Below are 16,422 nucleotides of genomic sequence, written 5' to 3' on the forward strand. Positions count from 1 at the left end.
CAGGTGACTGCCAGCGCACCCATGCCAAGAATGGGTAGTGCGGCGAAAGCGAAATACAGCGACCAGATAGATCCAGTGAGCAACGTGGTTGCTAGGTAGCCGAGAGAGAGCAGCAGCAGGGAAGCGACGGTGACCCGCTTCATGCCGTAGCGAAGGTTGAACCAGCCGACTAGCTGCAGCGAAATGACCGCGCCACCGAACAGAAAGGTGATGCTTGCTTGAAGCTCACTCTTGCTCCAGCCAAAGGCATCGCCCAGCGGTACGACGAGGGTACCGAAGCCATAGAGAAGTGCCGCGTTGATACTGATTGCGACGCCCGCCACGGCGAGAATCAGTATTTTCCAGCTCTGGCGAAATTCGAGGGTATCGATCGCCACTTCGTTCTTCGAAGGGGGCATGGTTTGGCTTCCTTATAGATTTTGTTGAGCCAAGCGAAACGCGTCGCACTGTTGAATTCTTAATATGAAATCAAATACTGTATTGAGAATAAAGCGACTGTGGCAGCCTGTCTAGCCATAGAGAGCCTCAAACTTATAACAACAAGATGGGAATCATCATGCCAACCCTGGGCCGCTTCACCATTGGAGCGAAGCTCCTGTTGCTTCCTCTTTTTTTCATCGTCTCGCTAGTCGTCCTCTCGGGCGTCGCCTACCAGGGGCTGGAAAAGCAGCAGGCCGTGATAGATGAAATAGACCAGTTGCGATTTCAACAATACAAACGGGTTCTTGAAACGTCTGCGGCTTCCCAGGCGGCGATGATCAACGCGTACGCCATGGTGGTCCGAATTCTCGAGTCCAATGGGCAGGCTTCAAGTGAGGAGCTGGAGTTCTATCTGGAAGAGATGGATTTGGGTTCCGCTGAGATGCTAGGCCTGCTTGACACGGCGGCGAAAGAAACACGGCTTGCCGAGGATGAGCAGGCTGCTTACCAGACCGTGCGGGAACAAGCGGAAATTTATGCGCACGGTTTGGCGGACATGAAACAGGCTGCCCTGAGCTACCCACCGCAAGCGGTATCGCTTCTTGGGATTGTACGTGCGGATTTCAACAGTCTTTCCGGGCAGTTCAGCCGCTTGCTGACCCTGCAGGAGGAGCTCACCTCTGCTGCGTTTACCGGTGCCAGCGACCGGGTAAAAACCGTAGTGGAAGTGCTCGCCGGCGTGCTGTTGGCTGCAATCGCGGTTTCCTTGCTTGCGAGCGTCATGTTGCGGGGCCAAATTGTCCGATCCATCCGTGTAATCGAGCACGCGTCGATAAAGCTGCGCGATGGCGATCTGACTCAGCGTGTACGAATCATCGGTCGTGATGAAATCGCCCATACAGGCCAAGCGTTCAACGAGCTGATCGAGAGCTTTCAGCAGGCGGTGCGCCGCGTGGCGGGCGTGGCAGCAGCAGTGGGGGCTTCGGCGGAGGAGCTGGTTGTGACGTCAACGCAGGTCGCGCAGAGTTCGGCCAGTCAATCCTCCGCTGTGACGGAGGTGTCCGCTACGGTCGAGCAAATGAGCACTGGCATCGCCTCGATATCGTCCCATGCGCAGGAACTGCGCAGTTCCGCCGATGCCAGCCTGAAGGGGGCCGAGGCGGGGCACTCTACCCTGACGCGACTGCTTCGAGAAATAGAGAGCGTGCGCCAGGCCTTCGCCGCCATCCGCGGATCGGTGGGTGATTTCGTTGAGAGCACATCGGCAATCACTGCGAGCATCACGCAGGTAAAGGAATTGTCGGCTCAGACCAACCTTCTTGCATTGAACGCGGCGATAGAGGCGGCTCGTGCAGGCGAGAGCGGGCGCGGCTTCAGCGTGGTTGCCGATGAGGTGAGGAATCTAGCGCAACGCTCTGCTTTGGCAGCGAATTCGATCAATGACCTCACCTTGAAGCTGGATGATCAGTCTGGAGTGGTCGACCAAGCGCTGCAGGCTGGTACTGTCGCGCTGGATGATAGCAGCAAGCTTCTCGTGGAACTTGAGAGCACGCTGCAACAGGCAGCTGCGCTGGTAGGGGATTCCACGCGCGGCGTCGATGAGATCGCAAGGGCAGTCAAGGCTCAAAGTGAGGGTGGGCGTGATATAGCCTCGAACGTTGAACGCATAGCGCGCATGGCTGGCGAGGGTGATGCGATCACTCACAGCGTTGCGAACGCTGTTGCGGGACTTCGTGAGCTTTCACAGGAACTGAACCTTGCGGTGAGCCGTTTCAGCTTTGAATCTGAGGCGATGGAATGCTCAAGAAAATAATGTACAAAAAATCGATAAGTGTTCATCATTAATGGTGGCTGGCCTGATAAGGAGGCAAGAAATGAGTTCAGAAAAAGTACAATTCAAGGTGGTTGCCGACCGGAGCCGCTGCTGCGGATATGGCCTGTGCGCGTCAGTCTGCCCGAGCATCTACAAGCTTGATGCCGATGGCCTTGTGTATCTCGATAGCGATCTCGTTCCCGTAGAGCTCGAAGAAGAAGCTCGCGAGGGCGCAGCTGCTTGCCCCGCTGAAGCGATTTGGCTCGAAGAAATCAACTAGACGACGATTCGCTTTGGCGCTGGTAAATAAGGCTAGGCGGATCGGAGTATCGGGAGGACAGAATGGCAGGTCGCTTACAAAACAAGATTGCGCTGATTACCGGTACTGGCGGTGGGCAGGGCAGGGCGGCAGCGCTGCGTTTCGCTCAAGAAGGCGCCATTGTGGTCGGTTGTGACTTCAACGGGCCGGCACACGAGGAAACCGCTGCGCTGATGCAAGAGCAGGGGTTTCGTTTATATGGCATGGCTCCGCTGGATCTTGGCGATCACGAACAGGCCAAGGCATGGATTGACGCCGCCGTGGCCGAGCATGGTCGCATCGACATCCTTTATAACAACGCTTCGGCCGCGCGTTTTGGCGCTGTCAGTGAGATGTCGATCGAGGACTGGCACTACACCATCCGAAATGAGCTGGATCTGCTGTTCTACACAACCAAATACGCCTGGCATCATCTAGCGGAGCAGCGTGGCGTGATTATCAATATTTCGTCTACTGCAGCGTGGGGCGGCTCCAAGGTTGCCGGCATCTCGGCGCATTCGGCTGCCAAGGGTGCGGTGGTGTCCTTTACCCGCCAGCTCGCGGTCGAGGGCGCGCCGGTGGGCGTACGGGCGGTCAGCCTGAGCCCTGGATTCGTTGCGACGCCGGGTACTCGAGCATTTCTGGACAATCCGGTGGCGCGTGCGGCGTTGCTTGACGGCGTGCTGATGGACCGTCCTGGCGAGCCTGAAGAGGTGGTAGCCATGGCACTTTTCGTGGCTTCCAGCGAGGCCTCTTTCATTACCGGATCGGACTTCGTCATAGACGGCGGGCTGCTTGCAATCTAGCAGCGCTCGTGCGGGCGCCGATGGCGACCGTGAAACCTAGAACAACAAGAGGTGAATTCTCGTGGACATCATCGGCATCGGTTACATGGGCTTCGAAACCACCAAACTCGATGAGTGGCGTGACTATGGCCCCAACGTCATGGGCTTCGGGGTAGGCCGCAATCCCGAGAGCGACCCCGATTCGCTTTATTTCAAGATCGACGATCGTCGCCATCGCTTTGCCTTCCATCCCGGTAAGGTCGATCGTCTCGCCTATATAGGCTGGGAAGCGATCGGACGGATGGCTTATGAGGATGCGTTGAAGAAATTCACCGCTGCAGGCGTCGAGTTCACCCGCGGTGATGCGGAGCTGTGCGAAAAGCGCGGCGTGCGTGAGCTGATTCGCTTTCGCGATCCGGTCGGCTATCAGCATGAACTTTTCTACGCGCAAAAGTGGACACCGCGCTCTTTTATACCGGGGCGCTGCCATGGCGGCTTCGTTGCCAATCAGCGCGGTGCCGGACACGTCGTGGTGATCACGCCTGAATACGGGCCCGAACTTGAGAATTTCCTGATCAACGTGATGGGCTTCAGCTGGTATGGCGCGGGAGCCGGCAAGGGCCGCACCGGGTTCTTCCGTTCCAAGCTGAACCATCACACGAGTCATGATATCGCATATGGCTTTGGGCCGGGGCGTATGGGTGTGCAGCATGTCGGCATTGTTGTCAGCAGCATCCGCGACGTTGGCGAGACCTACGACATCGTGCGTAAACGTGAGCTGCCAATGATGATGACGCTCGGCCAGCATACCCAGGACCCGCATGTGTCCTTCTACCATTTTACGCCTTCGGGCTTCGCCATTGAGACCATTGCCGAGATCGAACCGTGGCAGGGCGATCCGTTCGAACTCAATCCAGAAGTAATGAGCGTGTGGGGGCATGAAATGGTTGGCCCCATCCTCGGCCCGAGCGTGAAAACGCCTGAAGAAGTGCTCGACCCGGAATACCTGGCCAGCAAGCGCTGAGATGCGCATCGCGCGCGTGGCAGTTGCCGGCGAGGCTTTCTGGGCCTTGCTGGACGCTGACAGTGTTCGCTTGCGGACCATTCGCGCGCCTTTCAGCGAATGGGCACCATCGCTTGGCGAGCAAGGGGAAGCGGCGTTGAATCTCGACGCCGAGTGGATTCCACTGTCGGCCTGCCGCCTACTGCCGCCACTTCAGCCTGGCGGGCGGATCTTCGGCGTTGGCCTCAACTATCTGAGTCATCTCGAGCGGCTAGGCAGCAAAGCACCGGCACATACCCTGGCGTATACCATTCCGGAATCCGCCTTGATTGGCGCGGGCGATGAGATTCAGTTCCCTGCCGTGTCGAGCGAACTCGACTATGAAGTCGAGCTGGTAGCGGTGGTCGCGCGTCCTCTACTGGACGAGCCGCAGGCGAGCGCGTGCTTGTTTGGTTATACGGTTGGCAACGATATCAGCGCGCGGGATGCGGGCCGGCAGATCGGGCGTCTCGACCTGCTTACGCAAAAAGCCATGGATCGCACCACGCCGATTGGCCCTTGGATAGTCACGCTCGATGAGCTTGGTGGCCCCGGTCAGCCGGCACTGAATCTGCAACTGAGCGTTAATGGTGAACGGCGTCAGCAGGACAACACCAGAAACATGATTTTCCCAGTGGACGAGCTGCTCAATTATCTCGATGCACGGATAACGCTTCGTCCAGGAGATATGGTTTTTACCGGCTCGACGCATGGCGTGGCGCTCGAAACGGGCAACTTCCTCAAGCCCGGCGATGTGATCGATGCTCGGATCCAGGGTGTTGGTCGATTGTGCAACCGCGTCGGTGAGCGGCGCGAGCTGCATGCTGCACGCAAGGTAGGCCGGCTTGGGCTGCCTGCGGGTGATGACGTTAAAGTCTAAGCGGCGCCAATCGTTCGCAACCTTGCGTGTAAAGGAGCTGCATGAAAGAGGGGTCACCTTGGGTTCCGTTCCGTCACCGATTATTTCGAGGCCTCTGGTTTGCTGCTGCTGTCGTAAACCTGGCCATCTGGATGCAAACGGTCGGTGCAGCCTGGATCATGACGACGCTGTCGTCGTCACCGCTGATGGTTTCGCTGGTACAGACGGCGATGACGCTACCGGTCTTTTTGTTCGGCCTGCCCGGTGGAGTTATCGCCGATCTGGTGGATCGCCGCCGCTGGCTGATCGTAACGCAGGTGACGATGTTCGGCGCAGCCGCAGTCCTTTGTTTGCTTGCCTACAGCGGCGAGCTGGGTGTCTGGACGCTGCTTTTGCTGACATTTGTTCTGGGTACTGGCAGCGCGTTAGGAATGTCCGCATGGATGGTTACCATCGTCGATGTGTTGCCGCGAAGTGAGGTTCCGGCCGCGGTATCGCTGAATGGCATCGCGACCAATGCCGCTCGGGCATTGGGTCCGGCGATTGCCGGCGTGCTGATCGCATACTGGAACGCGGCATCGGTGTTTCTGGTGATTGCTCTGTGCATGACGGCCGTGATCCTGTTTATTCTCACCTTGAAATCAAGTCGGCAGGCGCATGACCTGCCACCGGAAACCTTCAGCGGCGGCATGCGCAGCGGTTTGCGCTATATCCGGCACTCGTCAGTCCTGTTCAATGCGTTGAAGCAGGTGTTCGTTTTTACAAGTTGCGCCAGCGCACTATGGGCGCTGATGCCTCTGGTAGCCAAGGAAGAGCTCGACATGGACGCTGGCGGCTATGGCTTGCTCATGGCGTTCATGGGCGGGGGGGCAGTGGTAGCTGCCCTCAATCTCACGAAGCTGTATCGCCGATTTACGTTGCGCACGCTCATTGCCTCAGGTGCGATCGCTTTTGCAACTGCAACGCTTGCTGCTGCCCTAACGCATAACCGTTACGTCGTGTGCGCGATGCTGATTTTCGCTGGCATGGGCTGGATGGCCGTGAATGCGACTATCTCCACGGTCGTGCAAACCTATGCGGCGAACTGGGTGCGCGCCCGGGTCGCTTCGGTGTACCTGCTAATGCTGATGGGAGCTATGGCGCTGGGCGGAGCTTTGTGGGGGACGTTGGCAGAATATATCGGACTCAATAACGCGCTCACCATTTCTGCCGTGACTATTCTGTTGGGGCTTCTCATCACGCGTAGTGGCCCAATCGTGCTGGGTAACGAAGCTGATTTCGCTGAAGCGCAGCAGACTGACAAGCTGGTACTGGCACGCGATGTTTCTCACTCCGATGGTCCGGTGTCTGTGGAAATCAGCTACCGAGTCAATGATGCCGAACGCAGCAATTTCGTCCGCACGGCCTATGACGTCGGCCAATCCAGACGGCGAAACGGGGCACAGAACTGGCGGCTTTACCGCGATCTGAGTGAAAAGAACCTGTACGTTGAGCGTTTTATCGTCGAGTCCTGGCTCGAATATCTGCGCCAGCGGGCTAGAGTCACCAAAGCTGACGAGTCTAGAGAAAATAGCTTGCTGCGATTCCGATGTGACAATTTGGCAACGCGCCGCTACATCTACCAAGCCCCTTCGGTAAACGATCAGTGATACCGCTTGGCATCCGTATGCTGAAGTAGTTGCGGTGTCTTATTCTCAGTATAGAATGCAGATCTAAAGCGAGTATGAGTTAGGGATCTGCATGAATAGCAACGATATAGACCTCGGTGAACAGCAGAAGGCCAACGGTGCCGTCCTTGTCAAACCGGTGGCCAATGCGATTCGTATCTTGCGACATCTTAGCCAAGTCGGGACGCCTGAGCGCTCCGTCGATATCGCACGCCAGCTTTCAATTAATCCAAGCACATGCTTCAACATCCTGCGCACATTGGTCGCTGAAGACGTGGTGGATTTCAATCTCATGTCAAAGCGCTATTCGGCGGGGATAGGGCTGGCGCGTCTCGTTGAGCAGTTGGTCACCCAGGGGCAACGGGTGCAACTGGCGAAGCCATTATTGCAAAGCCTGGCTGCGAGGCAGAGCATCACTGTCACGTTGTGGCGGCGCCTTGGTGCGGACCGCATTGTGATCGTCAGTTCCGCGGCAAGCCCCACGGACGTTCGAATCGATATGGCCGAAGGGCAACGTCTGCCGATGCTAATGGGTGCCAGCGGCAGATTGTTCGCTACGCAGATCGATCTCGACTGCCCCGAAATACGCGCGACGTACGACAGCATCCGCTGGGCTCGACCGTTGCCTTTCGATATGTACCGGGAAGAAGTACGCGAGGCTCAGAAGCGAGGCTGGGCAACAGACGATGGCCATTTTTCCGTGGGTATTCTGGCCGTTGCCGCGCCTGTTTTTTCCCCCGGCGGCAGCATTGACTTTACGGTTTCGGCAGTGATGTTCCGCGGTCAGCGTGATGAGGAGGGCATCGCCGAATTGGGCGATGCCCTCGTCGAGTTCTGCAGCGAACTGACCAGCGTTCTTTTCTAAGTAACTACTCCCGGACCAGCAAAAGGCTGCCGCCCAACGGTCCACCGCCAGCCGCCACTGCACAGACGCGGTTCTCCGTAGTCTGCCGCCCCTCGGCTCGCCCCCAAAGCTGCAGGCAGGCCTCATGCACATAGCCCAGACCGTGGGTGCGACCGCCGGAGAGCTGGCCGCCGTTGGTATTGATGGGCAGCTCGCCGTCCAGGGCGATACGCTGACCGCCTTCGACGAAAGCGCCGCTTTCGCCGGTCGGACAAAGTCCCAGCGCCTCCAGCCAGATCATGGTGAGGATGGAAAACCCATCGTATAGCTGCACGGAATCGACATCCTGTGGCCGATAGTCGGTGCGGTCCCACATCATCCGTCCTACGTCGAAGGCCGCCATCTGGGTTAGCGAGATCTGATCCCACGACCACGGCTGATTTAAGGCCGCACCAATGGATTCGATGCGAATTGGAGAGTTGCGGGTGTCGCGCGCGGCATCCCGCCGTGACAGCACGATCGCGGTGGATGCGTCGCAATGTACGTCGCAATCGAACATACGCAGTGGAGTCGAGATCATCCGCGATGCCATGTAGTCGTCCATGGTCATCGGCGTTCGATAGAGCGCTTTGGGATTGCGCATCGCATTTCGGCGACAGGTCAGGGCTATCTGAGCCAGCTGTTCGGGTCGTGTGCCGTACTCATGAAAATGGCGCTGCGCATAGAGTGCCATTAGGTTGATGCCGGACATTACGTTGAACGGCGTGAACCATTGCCACGCGAAGCTGCTGTCGCGGCCCTGAGTCTTGTTGGTGAGCGTGCCAGCCTGCTTGTTCGACATGCGGGCCGATGCTTCGGTGATGGTGCGAAACACCAACACGTGTTTGCAAAGCCCTGCTTCGATGGCCATGGCTGCGTTGATCACACCAGCCAGCGGGCCGGGGCCTTCATAGCCGGCACCGAACCAATTGACGTTCAGGCCCAGCGCGCTCTTGAGGGCGCTGGGACCAACGGGCGAGAAGGGGTCGCCATTGTTGTTGTCCCCCGGCCAGCACGCGACACCGTCTATTTCGCTACGCTCCAGGCCTGCATCGGCGATGGCCTCCAGGCAGGCGTCCAGCGTCAGGCGCATGGCTGACAGCGATGATGGGCGGCCGACCTCGGACTGTCCGATGCCGGTGATGGCGACTTGTTTATCGTATCGACGATCGAACATTCATTGATCCCTTTCGAACATGGGCAGCCAGACATCCTCGACGTTCAGGAAGCTGACCCGGACCGGCATGTCGATATGCACCTGTTGCGGATCCATACCGACAACGTTGCTGACGAAGCGCAAACCCGATTGCTCGACCAGCTCGATGATCGCTACCACGTACGGCACGTCGAGTTCGGCGGTCCATGGCTGGTAGTTAAGCGTGTAGCTCACCACCGTGCCTTTGCCGGAGACTGAGCGTGGGCCGACCTCGAAGCTTGCACAGCGAGGACATATGGGTCCGGGAGGATGAAAGAACTGAGAACATGCGTTGCAATGGTGAATCAGCAATTCGCCGTGCCTGCCTCCCTGCCAGAAAGCGAGGGTATCGGCGTTCAGCGCGGGTAGTTTTCTAGGCATCGACATTTTCATCCAGGTGCGCGTCTTTCAGTTACGTTATCATTTGTACATAAAATCGAAAAGTGTCATATTTCGTTTCGAGTTGGTACTGCTTCGAGCGGTGTGTCGTGGAAAAAACAAGAGGATTTCAGTATGTCCCAGTCATTGCAGGACAAGACCATTGTCGTCACAGGCGGCTTTGGCGTGCTTGGTAGAACCCTTGGCGATCTGCTTCTGGCCAGCGGTGCCCGCGTGGCACTACTTGACCGCGCCGATCCGTCCGGTTCGTTACCTGTGGCTGCACGACTGCATGCCATCGGCGGCGTTGATCTGACGTCCGTTGTCGCGGCAGCGGAGGCATTGAACAGGGTAGTTGAGCATTTCGGGCGCATCGATGGGCTGGTCAATGTAGCCGGCGGTTTCGCCTGGGAAACGCTTGAATCCGGAAGCCTCGACACCTGGGATCGCATGTATCAGATGAACGTGCGCACTGCGGTAGTGGCCTCCCAGGCGGCGCTGCCTCATCTCACTGCGACTGGCTCGGGGCGGATCGTCAATGTCGGCGCGTTGGCCGCACTCAAAGCGGGCTTGGGCATGGGCGCTTACGCGGCGTCCAAGGCTGGCGTGGTTCGCCTTACCGAAGCGCTGGCAGAGGAGGTCAAGGATCGGGGCGTCACTGTCAATGCCGTGCTGCCAAGTATCATCGATACGCCGACCAACCGTGCCGACATGCCGGACTCCGATCCGGGTCGTTGGGTATCGCCAACAGCACTGGCATCGGTAATCGCGTTTCTTCTATCGGACGAAGCGGCCGCCGTAACCGGCGCCTGCCTGCCTGTGAGTGGTCGCGTATGAGGCTCGTAACCTATACCGATGGCGCTGGCTTCGAGCGCGCCGGGGCTCTGATCGAAAACGATAGGCTGATCGTCGATCTGCAGACTGCCTATCGCAGTATGCAAGGTCGTGAGAGCCCCGAATTCGCCGGCGTTCTGGCGTTGATCGAGGGCGGCGAGCAAGCGCTCGACCAAGCTCGGGTGCTGGTAGCCAAGGCGCCCTCTGGAGCTGTCATCGAACGCGCCACCGTAAAACTGCGCGCGCCGATCCAGCCGCCCCCGCAGATGCGTGACTGCTCATGCTTCGAACTGCACCTGAAACAGAGTTTTGCCGCCGCCAGACGCGCGCGTGCCCTACGTACGCCGGACCCGGAAGCAACGCTGAAAGCTATGAACACGGGGGCCGATGACCGGGTCATCGAGACCTTCAACCGACAGCCGATCTATTACAAATGCAATCGCTTTGCGGTAGTCGGAATCGACGATGAGTTTCAGTGGCCGAGCTTTAGCAAGGCACTGGACTTCGAACTGGAATTTGGCTGCTACATCGGAAGGCGTGGCAAGGATATAAACCGTGATACGGCCCGCTCGCATATCGTTGGTTACACCATTTTCAACGACATGAGCGCGCGCGACGCTCAGGCGAAAGAAATGTCCGGAATGCTCGGCCCTGCCAAGAGCAAGGACTTCGATACGGCGAACATCATGGGTCCCTGCCTGGTCACCGCTGACGAGCTGGGCGACCCCTATGACCTGGACATGGTGGCGCGGGTAAATGGCGAAGAGTGGGGGCGCGGCAACACCCGAGACATGCGCTGGCAGTTCGAAGATGTCATCGCTCATGTTTCACGTTCGGAAACCCTGTACCCCGGTGAGTTTCTCGGTTCCGGTACCGTGGGCAATGGTTGCGGGCTGGAGCAGTTGCGGTATCTCAAACCAGGAGACCTGGTGGAGCTGGAAGTGCAGGGTATCGGCGTGCTGCGAACACGTGTCGGCACCGCCACGAACGATGCCTGAGGTACGCCAGTTTGGCTAGTTCGCCTTGCTCAGCGTCTCAAGCTAACCATGCCGGCTTATTTCAGCAGCAAGATGTCACATATAGAACATGGACATCTGGTATACATATTGACGAAAAGTGTCTTATATTCGACCTTTCTCAATCGCCCTCGGCGGCTATGCCCTATAAACAGGAGGCAATCATGCTAACAACAACGAGCCCCGTATTGTCCGACGGAACCAAGGTCTCGGATCTTATCTACCCAGCGACACGTGAAGTACAGATGCGGGTCCTTAGCGACCGGGAAATCTACGAGCTGGAAATGGAAAAGATCTTCGGCAAGATCTGGGTCCTGCTTGGCCACGAATCTGAAATCCCTAACTCCGGCGATTTCATCGTGCGCGACATGGGCTCGGATTCGGTGATCGCCGCCCGAACTAAAGAGGGCGAAGTTCACGTCTCGCTCAATGTTTGCCCACACCGCGGCATGCGCATCAGCACCGCCGATTGCGGTAACACGCAGATTCACAAGTGCATCTACCATGGTTGGGCGTTCCGGCCAAACGGTGACTTCATCGGCTCGCCGGTCGAGCGCGAGTGTATGCATGGCAAGATGATGGCCAAGGAAGAGCTGGGTCTGAAAAAGGCGCGGGTAACACTTTATGGCGGTTTGATCTTCGCAACCTGGAACATCGACGGCCCGTCTTTCGATGAGTTCCTGGGCGATGCCAAATGGTATTACGACATGCTCTTCTGCCGCAGCGACAAGGGCATGGAGGTGTTGGGCCCACCGCAGCGGTTCATCGTGAACGCGAACTGGAAGACCGCTGGCGAGCAGTCCGCCGCCGATGGTTTCCATACTCTCACCTTGCACCGCTGGCTTGGTGAAGTGGGCAACTATGCTAAAAAAGGCGAAGGCGAGGGGGAAGGTACTGACCTGAGTCCGGAAATGATCGGCGTTGAGATTAGCTCCCCCCACGGCCATGCACTGCGTTGCATTGATCTGGCGCGCAAGATCAAGCGCCTGACTGGCCTAGATCCGGCGACCTTGTCGGTCCAGGAAAAACTGAACGCGCTGCCACCTGCTGGCATGACCCGTGACATGGTCGAGCAACTCGCGCGTAATCTCAGTGAAGATCAGCTCAAGGTGCTGACAAGCATGCCGCCGCAGGTGGGAGGCATGTTCCCGAATATCCTATTTGGTTTCGTATATATCCCGCAGCCGGATGGCAGCGTGGTTGGTTCCATGACTCTGCATGCCTATGTTCCTCAAGGGCCGGACAAGCTTGAGTTTGTCAATTGGGTGTTCGCCGAGAAGGATGCGCCGCCAGAGCTTCGTGAAAAAATGCTTAAGCAGACTATCCAGCTTTTCGGCACATCCGGCATGGTTGAGCAGGACGACTCCGATACTTGGCCACACATGACTCACGCCGCGAAGGGCGCGATGGGGCGCAAGAGCACTCTGAAGTATCAAGCCTGCTTCGAAACCGGCGCCCCGGAAGGATGGCCTGGCCCTGGCATCGTCAATGAAGGCTTTACCAAAGACGATACCCAGTGGCACTGGTGGCAGTACTGGCATGAGCTGATGACCGCTTCAGACGAAAAATAAGCGCTCGCTGGCCGGGTCATGACAATAAAAAGTAATGGAGATTTCCATGGCAGAAGTTCAACAACGCGGCGAGGACCAGATCCAGCCGGGCTCTCCGATCGGTATCAAGCGTGTGCCGGTCGGGGCGGATATTTACAACCAAGTCGTGACATTCCTCTATGAGGAAGCAACGCTACTGGATCAAATTCGTTTGCAGGAGTGGGCAGCACGGCTTGATACCGATCTGATCTATACCGTACCGCTGCGGCATACCCGCACCCAGTCCGAGCTGTCCGCGAGCATCGTGCGTTCTGTTCAGCATTACCACGACGACTATCGGTCGATCATGGGGCGTGTGCTTCGCCTTTCCGGCAAGAGTGCCTGGGCGGAAGACCCGCCGTCGCGTACCCGACGGTTGGTGACGAACGTGTTCGTCGAGGAAACCGCCAACCCTGATGAGTATGTGGTGACCAGTTATCTGCTGTTGACGCGCAGCCGGTTCAAGGACCACCACGTCGACATCATCAGTGGTGAACGTCGCGACGTGCTGCGTATGCGCGAAGATGGCTTCAAGCTGGCGCGGCGCGAAGTCATTATCGACCAGGCCGTTCTGGGCACTCCAAACCTCGCTGTATTCCTCTGATGACGAGCCCGCACCTCTTTCGGGGTGCGGGCCGTCTCATGCGCAATGCGTCCTTCGCTATGATCCTCGGTTGTTCAGCCAATCCTGATCACTAGCACACAGTTGTTCTTGCGACGATTCGAAATCCCACGTCGAACCCTTCATCCGTATGGCTTGTTCGGCCCGTTCGGGTTGCTGGCTATAGCAGAGACCGCTCGGGACTGCATGTGTCTGGCTGTCCAGGTCACGTTCCCGTCCCAACGAAATGAGCGTACAGCGGCGCAGTATCAAAGCAGCCTCCGCTTCCTCTTCAGGCAGCGTTTGCAATGCCCAGCGCGCCATCCCCTCGCGTAGATTGACTCCGGCGTAAGTCTCGGGAGCCTCGATAAGCGGACCATTTACGGGCCAGTCCAGTTTCCATTCTTGATCTCGCGTCAAACTCGCGATTGTTCGATTGTCCACCCGGCCAGGAATCTCGATATCGTAACGACGCCTGCGACTCTGACGGGCAGCTGCGGCAATTGCCAGCCCTGCCAGATCGAGTAGATGCGTGCACTGGTGCGTTGCGTCCGTCTGGCGTGTCACCGAATGGGCGACCCGGCTGAGCTGCATGCCGACCAGGCGTTCAAGGGGCTCGGTTGCCTGCAGGCAGGCGGTATAGGGATATCGGAGCGCTTCGCCGCCAATCGCGATCAGCACGCCAGCCTGGTAACGCGCCCACACGCGAAAGTGGTGGAAGTCATCTTCGAGGGCTGCGCGAACTTCGCCTTCGTCGTGTTCTTCACTGGTCACTATGTCCACTCGGCGGCGAAACGTACCCATCTTGTTATCCTTTTTTGCTGAATAATGCCTGGTAGTGCGGAAAAGAGTATATTTGAACACTATAGTTAAAAATGTCTATCTAACAACAAGAAAGGAGTGGCTATGAAACTGCTAAGAGAGCGTGTAGCGCTTATCACTGGCGCGGGCGGAGGTATAGGTCGTGGTGTGGCGTTGAGCTTCGCCAAGGCGGGCGCTGCGGTGGTAGTTGCAGAGCTGGACGAACAAAGCGGCGCAGCCGTTGCGCAAGAGCTGAAAGCGTTGGGCGCCAGGGCGCTCTTTGTGAAGACCGATGTTTCCAGCAAGGAAGACATCGAGGCGGCCATTCAGGCTGCCGTGGATGAATTCGGTGGGCTCGATGTCCTGGTGAACAACGCCTTCGCGCCTACGCCCAACGTCCTGCTTGAAGATAAGACCGATGAGATGCTGGCTCAAACGCTTAACTCCACGGTATGGGCGGCCTGGTGGGCGATGAAGGCTGCGCTGCCTCATATGAAGGCACGCGGCGGTGGAAAGATAGTCAACTTCTACTCAATCGACACCGAGATCGGTGCGTGGCTGCATGGCGATTACAACACCGCTAAATCAGCCATTGTCGGCCTGACCCGCAGCGCTGCGTCGGAGTGGGGGCGGTTCAACATTTGCGTTAATGCCGTAGCGCCCACAGCCATGGGGGCTACTTTCCACAAGCTGGCGGCGGAAAACCCAGGGTTCGCCGAAATGTCGGCCTCGATGCGGCCATTGGGGCGCTGTGGCGATCCGGAGGAGGACATCGGCCCGGTGGTTGTCTTCCTGGCGTCGGAGATGTCGCGTTTCATTACTGGCGAGACCATTCACGTGGATGGCGGCCTGCATTTGCCGGGTTACAACTCACGCCCGAAAGACGTTCCCGTTCGGGAGTACTGAAACACGGTGGGCGCAGCTCTCGCTGCGCCCACACGCTAATTCCGATTCGTTGCTTTGCTAGGTAGGGAAGGGGCTGTGCGCAGCCCCTCGCAGCGGACTTAGCGCTTATCGACCTTAATATCCGTATCTTCCCAGTCCCAGGTTGACGCTGTCTTGCCTTCGTCCCGAAGAAGATACTTCAACACGCGCCCCTGCGGATTCTTAGGCAGCGTCTCGCGGAATTCGATGTACCGTGGGAGTGCGTAATAAGGCACCGCATCGGTAGCCCACCTGAATAGATCTTCCGGTTGCAGTGTCGCGCCATCATGCAGTACCGCGGTGACCTTGACGTCATCTTCACCCTTGTCCGACGGGACGGCATGTACGGCGACCTCGGAAATGTCAGGGTGCACGGCGAAGGCCGCCTCCATCTCAAAGCTCGAAATGTTCTCGCCGCGCCTGCGCAAATAATCCTTTTTCCGATCGACGAAATAGAAGAAGCCGTCGTCATCGAACTTGCCGATGTCGCCCGTGTGGAACCACATGTTGCGCATCAGCTTCAGGGTGTCCTCCGGACGCTGCCAATAGCCTTGGAACATGATGTCCGGGCGCAGCGGGCGCACCACAATCTCACCGGGTGTGTTCGCCGGTACTTCACGATCTTCATCATCGACAATACGTACATCGAAGTCCGGGATGCGCTTGCCTGACGAGCCAGGCGCCGCATATTCGCCGCCTGCAAGCGATGTAATCACGCAGGCCTCGGTGAGACCGTAGCCATTACCGCCTACCAGCTTGGTGCCGAAGCGCTCACGCCATATCTTCTTGGTCTCCTCGGTATATGGATTGCCGCGAGCCGTATGGATCTGGCCATAACACCGCTTCATCGCGTCGTTTTCAGGCGCCTTTGCCAGCAGCCCGCCCATGCCGCCGAGAATCGACGCAATGGTGGCGCCGGAGCGTTCGACCTCCTGCCAAAAGTTGGAAACGGAGAAGCGCGGCAGTATCGCTGCTCGCGCGCCCACCAAGATGCTGGCAATAATCGACACGCAAAGGGCATTCATATGAAACAGCGGCAGCGGCGTGATGGTTACGTCGTTCTCGTTCGCAGGTCCGGCCCGCAATTGCAAGCGCGCCAGGTTGCACATGAAGTTGTAGCTGATCATGCAGCCTTTCGATGGTCCTGTGGTTCCTGAGGTGTAGATGAGGCAGGAGAGATCGGATGGGTGAGGCTTGGTCTCGAAAGGCGTTTCGTCATGGCCGCGGAACTCATCCAGCGAAGCGACCGAAATGGTGCATTCAGGGAGCGATCCTAGCTGGCCACGGTAAAGAATGCTCTGCACCTCAGGCAATTTT

The 16,422-nt window shown here is 57.9% G+C and carries 16 protein-coding genes and 1 pseudogene; 12 read left to right on the forward strand and 5 right to left on the reverse strand.

The genetic code is table 11. The features are described 5' to 3' along the window. Window positions 1–398 (reverse strand): annotated as a pseudogene (locus HZR81_RS21800) (MFS transporter); the annotation flags it as partial. A 158-nt stretch (window positions 399–556) separates the two neighbouring features. On the opposite strand from HZR81_RS21800, the gene HZR81_RS21805 reads away from it, so the two are divergent. The 7 genes from HZR81_RS21805 (at window position 557) to HZR81_RS21835 (ending at window position 7,749) form a co-directional block, all read left to right on the forward strand. Next, the gene (locus tag HZR81_RS21805) at window positions 557–2,233 is read left to right on the forward strand and encodes a methyl-accepting chemotaxis protein (RefSeq protein ID WP_242504702.1); all 1,677 of its coding nucleotides are present in this window, start codon (window positions 557–559) and stop codon (window positions 2,231–2,233) included. Between the two features lie 61 nt (window positions 2,234–2,294). Next, the gene (locus HZR81_RS21810; protein ID WP_126190576.1) at window positions 2,295–2,513 is read left to right on the forward strand and encodes a ferredoxin; all 219 of its coding nucleotides are present in this window, start codon (window positions 2,295–2,297) and stop codon (window positions 2,511–2,513) included. 62 nt (window positions 2,514–2,575) lie between these two features. Further along, window positions 2,576–3,337: an SDR family NAD(P)-dependent oxidoreductase gene (locus HZR81_RS21815; RefSeq protein WP_126190575.1), complete on the forward strand. Its 762-nt coding sequence runs from the start codon at window positions 2,576–2,578 to the stop codon at window positions 3,335–3,337. A gap of 61 nt (window positions 3,338–3,398) precedes the next feature. Then, window positions 3,399–4,340: a VOC family protein gene (locus HZR81_RS21820; RefSeq protein WP_126190574.1), complete on the forward strand. Its 942-nt coding sequence runs from the start codon at window positions 3,399–3,401 to the stop codon at window positions 4,338–4,340. Window position 4,341: 1 nt separating this feature from the next. Next, on the forward strand, window positions 4,342–5,238 hold the full coding sequence (locus HZR81_RS21825) for a fumarylacetoacetate hydrolase family protein (RefSeq protein WP_126190573.1): 897 nt from the start codon (window positions 4,342–4,344) through the stop codon (window positions 5,236–5,238). Between the two features lie 41 nt (window positions 5,239–5,279). Next, on the forward strand, window positions 5,280–6,866 hold the full coding sequence (locus tag HZR81_RS21830; RefSeq protein WP_500129249.1) for an MFS transporter: 1,587 nt from the start codon (window positions 5,280–5,282) through the stop codon (window positions 6,864–6,866). Between the two features lie 91 nt (window positions 6,867–6,957). Then, entirely contained in the window at window positions 6,958–7,749 is a 792-nt protein-coding gene (locus HZR81_RS21835; RefSeq protein ID WP_500129250.1) for an IclR family transcriptional regulator, read from the forward strand. Between the two features lie 4 nt (window positions 7,750–7,753). Here the strand turns inward: HZR81_RS21835 and HZR81_RS21840 are convergent, their stop codons facing one another. Together HZR81_RS21840 and HZR81_RS21845 are read right to left on the reverse strand one after the other, a co-directional pair. Continuing rightward, window positions 7,754–8,944 (reverse strand): thiolase family protein, encoded by a 1,191-nt coding sequence (locus HZR81_RS21840; protein ID WP_500129251.1) that lies wholly within the window; start codon window positions 8,942–8,944, stop codon window positions 7,754–7,756. Next, window positions 8,945–9,355: a Zn-ribbon domain-containing OB-fold protein gene (locus tag HZR81_RS21845; RefSeq protein ID WP_500129252.1), complete on the reverse strand. Its 411-nt coding sequence runs from the start codon at window positions 9,353–9,355 to the stop codon at window positions 8,945–8,947. A gap of 120 nt (window positions 9,356–9,475) precedes the next feature. Here HZR81_RS21845 and HZR81_RS21850 point away from each other — a divergent pair, with 120 nt between their 5' ends. The 4 genes from HZR81_RS21850 (at window position 9,476) to HZR81_RS21865 (ending at window position 13,383) form a co-directional block, all read left to right on the forward strand. Next, window positions 9,476–10,177, forward strand: a complete 702-nt coding sequence (locus tag HZR81_RS21850) for an SDR family NAD(P)-dependent oxidoreductase (RefSeq protein WP_500129253.1) — start codon at window positions 9,476–9,478, stop codon at window positions 10,175–10,177. After that, window positions 10,174–11,172 (forward strand): fumarylacetoacetate hydrolase family protein, encoded by a 999-nt coding sequence (locus HZR81_RS21855; RefSeq protein WP_500129256.1) that lies wholly within the window; start codon window positions 10,174–10,176, stop codon window positions 11,170–11,172. The genes HZR81_RS21850 and HZR81_RS21855 overlap by 4 nt, the downstream gene beginning before the upstream one ends. Window positions 11,173–11,354: 182 nt before the next feature. Then, window positions 11,355–12,761: an aromatic ring-hydroxylating dioxygenase subunit alpha gene (locus tag HZR81_RS21860; protein WP_126190571.1), complete on the forward strand. Its 1,407-nt coding sequence runs from the start codon at window positions 11,355–11,357 to the stop codon at window positions 12,759–12,761. Window positions 12,762–12,807: 46 nt separating this feature from the next. Beyond that, a complete protein-coding gene (locus HZR81_RS21865; RefSeq protein ID WP_003288981.1) occupies window positions 12,808–13,383 on the forward strand; it encodes an aromatic-ring-hydroxylating dioxygenase subunit beta in 576 nt (191 codons plus the stop codon). Between the two features lie 57 nt (window positions 13,384–13,440). On the opposite strand, the gene HZR81_RS21870 is transcribed toward HZR81_RS21865, so the two are convergent. After that, window positions 13,441–14,184: a DUF2889 domain-containing protein gene (locus HZR81_RS21870; RefSeq protein WP_500129254.1), complete on the reverse strand. Its 744-nt coding sequence runs from the start codon at window positions 14,182–14,184 to the stop codon at window positions 13,441–13,443. Window positions 14,185–14,286: 102 nt separating this feature from the next. Between HZR81_RS21870 and HZR81_RS21875 the strand changes: the two genes are divergently transcribed. Further along, complete coding sequence (locus HZR81_RS21875) at window positions 14,287–15,087, forward strand: SDR family NAD(P)-dependent oxidoreductase (RefSeq protein ID WP_003288984.1); 801 nt, start codon at window positions 14,287–14,289, stop codon at window positions 15,085–15,087. A gap of 98 nt (window positions 15,088–15,185) precedes the next feature. Here HZR81_RS21875 and HZR81_RS21880 read toward each other — a convergent pair. Continuing rightward, on the reverse strand, window positions 15,186–16,422 hold a 1,237-nt coding region (locus HZR81_RS21880; RefSeq protein ID WP_500129255.1), incomplete at its 5' end, for an AMP-binding protein.

This window comes from Pseudomonas sp. LM13 (assembly GCF_041381355.1).
Taxonomy (GTDB): domain Bacteria; phylum Pseudomonadota; class Gammaproteobacteria; order Pseudomonadales; family Pseudomonadaceae; genus Stutzerimonas; species Stutzerimonas frequens.

Excerpts from the sequence above, each read along its gene's own strand:
- HZR81_RS21850 (WP_500129253.1), top strand. The coding sequence starts at position 9,476 with ATGTCCCAGTCATTGCAGGACAAGACCATTGTCGTCACAGGCGGCTTT.
- HZR81_RS21870 (WP_500129254.1), bottom strand. The coding sequence starts at position 14,184 with ATGGGTACGTTTCGCCGCCGAGTGGACATAGTGACCAGTGAAGAACAC.
- HZR81_RS21810 (WP_126190576.1), top strand. The coding sequence starts at position 2,295 with ATGAGTTCAGAAAAAGTACAATTCAAGGTGGTTGCCGACCGGAGCCGC.
- HZR81_RS21840 (WP_500129251.1), bottom strand. The coding sequence starts at position 8,944 with ATGTTCGATCGTCGATACGATAAACAAGTCGCCATCACCGGCATCGGA.
- HZR81_RS21865 (WP_003288981.1), top strand. The coding sequence starts at position 12,808 with ATGGCAGAAGTTCAACAACGCGGCGAGGACCAGATCCAGCCGGGCTCT.
- HZR81_RS21845 (WP_500129252.1), bottom strand. The coding sequence starts at position 9,355 with ATGAAAATGTCGATGCCTAGAAAACTACCCGCGCTGAACGCCGATACC.
- HZR81_RS21830 (WP_500129249.1), top strand. The coding sequence starts at position 5,280 with ATGAAAGAGGGGTCACCTTGGGTTCCGTTCCGTCACCGATTATTTCGA.
- HZR81_RS21855 (WP_500129256.1), top strand. The coding sequence starts at position 10,174 with ATGAGGCTCGTAACCTATACCGATGGCGCTGGCTTCGAGCGCGCCGGG.
- HZR81_RS21815 (WP_126190575.1), top strand. The coding sequence starts at position 2,576 with ATGGCAGGTCGCTTACAAAACAAGATTGCGCTGATTACCGGTACTGGC.
- HZR81_RS21825 (WP_126190573.1), top strand. The coding sequence starts at position 4,342 with ATGCGCATCGCGCGCGTGGCAGTTGCCGGCGAGGCTTTCTGGGCCTTG.
- HZR81_RS21860 (WP_126190571.1), top strand. The coding sequence starts at position 11,355 with ATGCTAACAACAACGAGCCCCGTATTGTCCGACGGAACCAAGGTCTCG.
- HZR81_RS21875 (WP_003288984.1), top strand. The coding sequence starts at position 14,287 with ATGAAACTGCTAAGAGAGCGTGTAGCGCTTATCACTGGCGCGGGCGGA.
- HZR81_RS21835 (WP_500129250.1), top strand. The coding sequence starts at position 6,958 with ATGAATAGCAACGATATAGACCTCGGTGAACAGCAGAAGGCCAACGGT.
- HZR81_RS21805 (WP_242504702.1), top strand. The coding sequence starts at position 557 with ATGCCAACCCTGGGCCGCTTCACCATTGGAGCGAAGCTCCTGTTGCTT.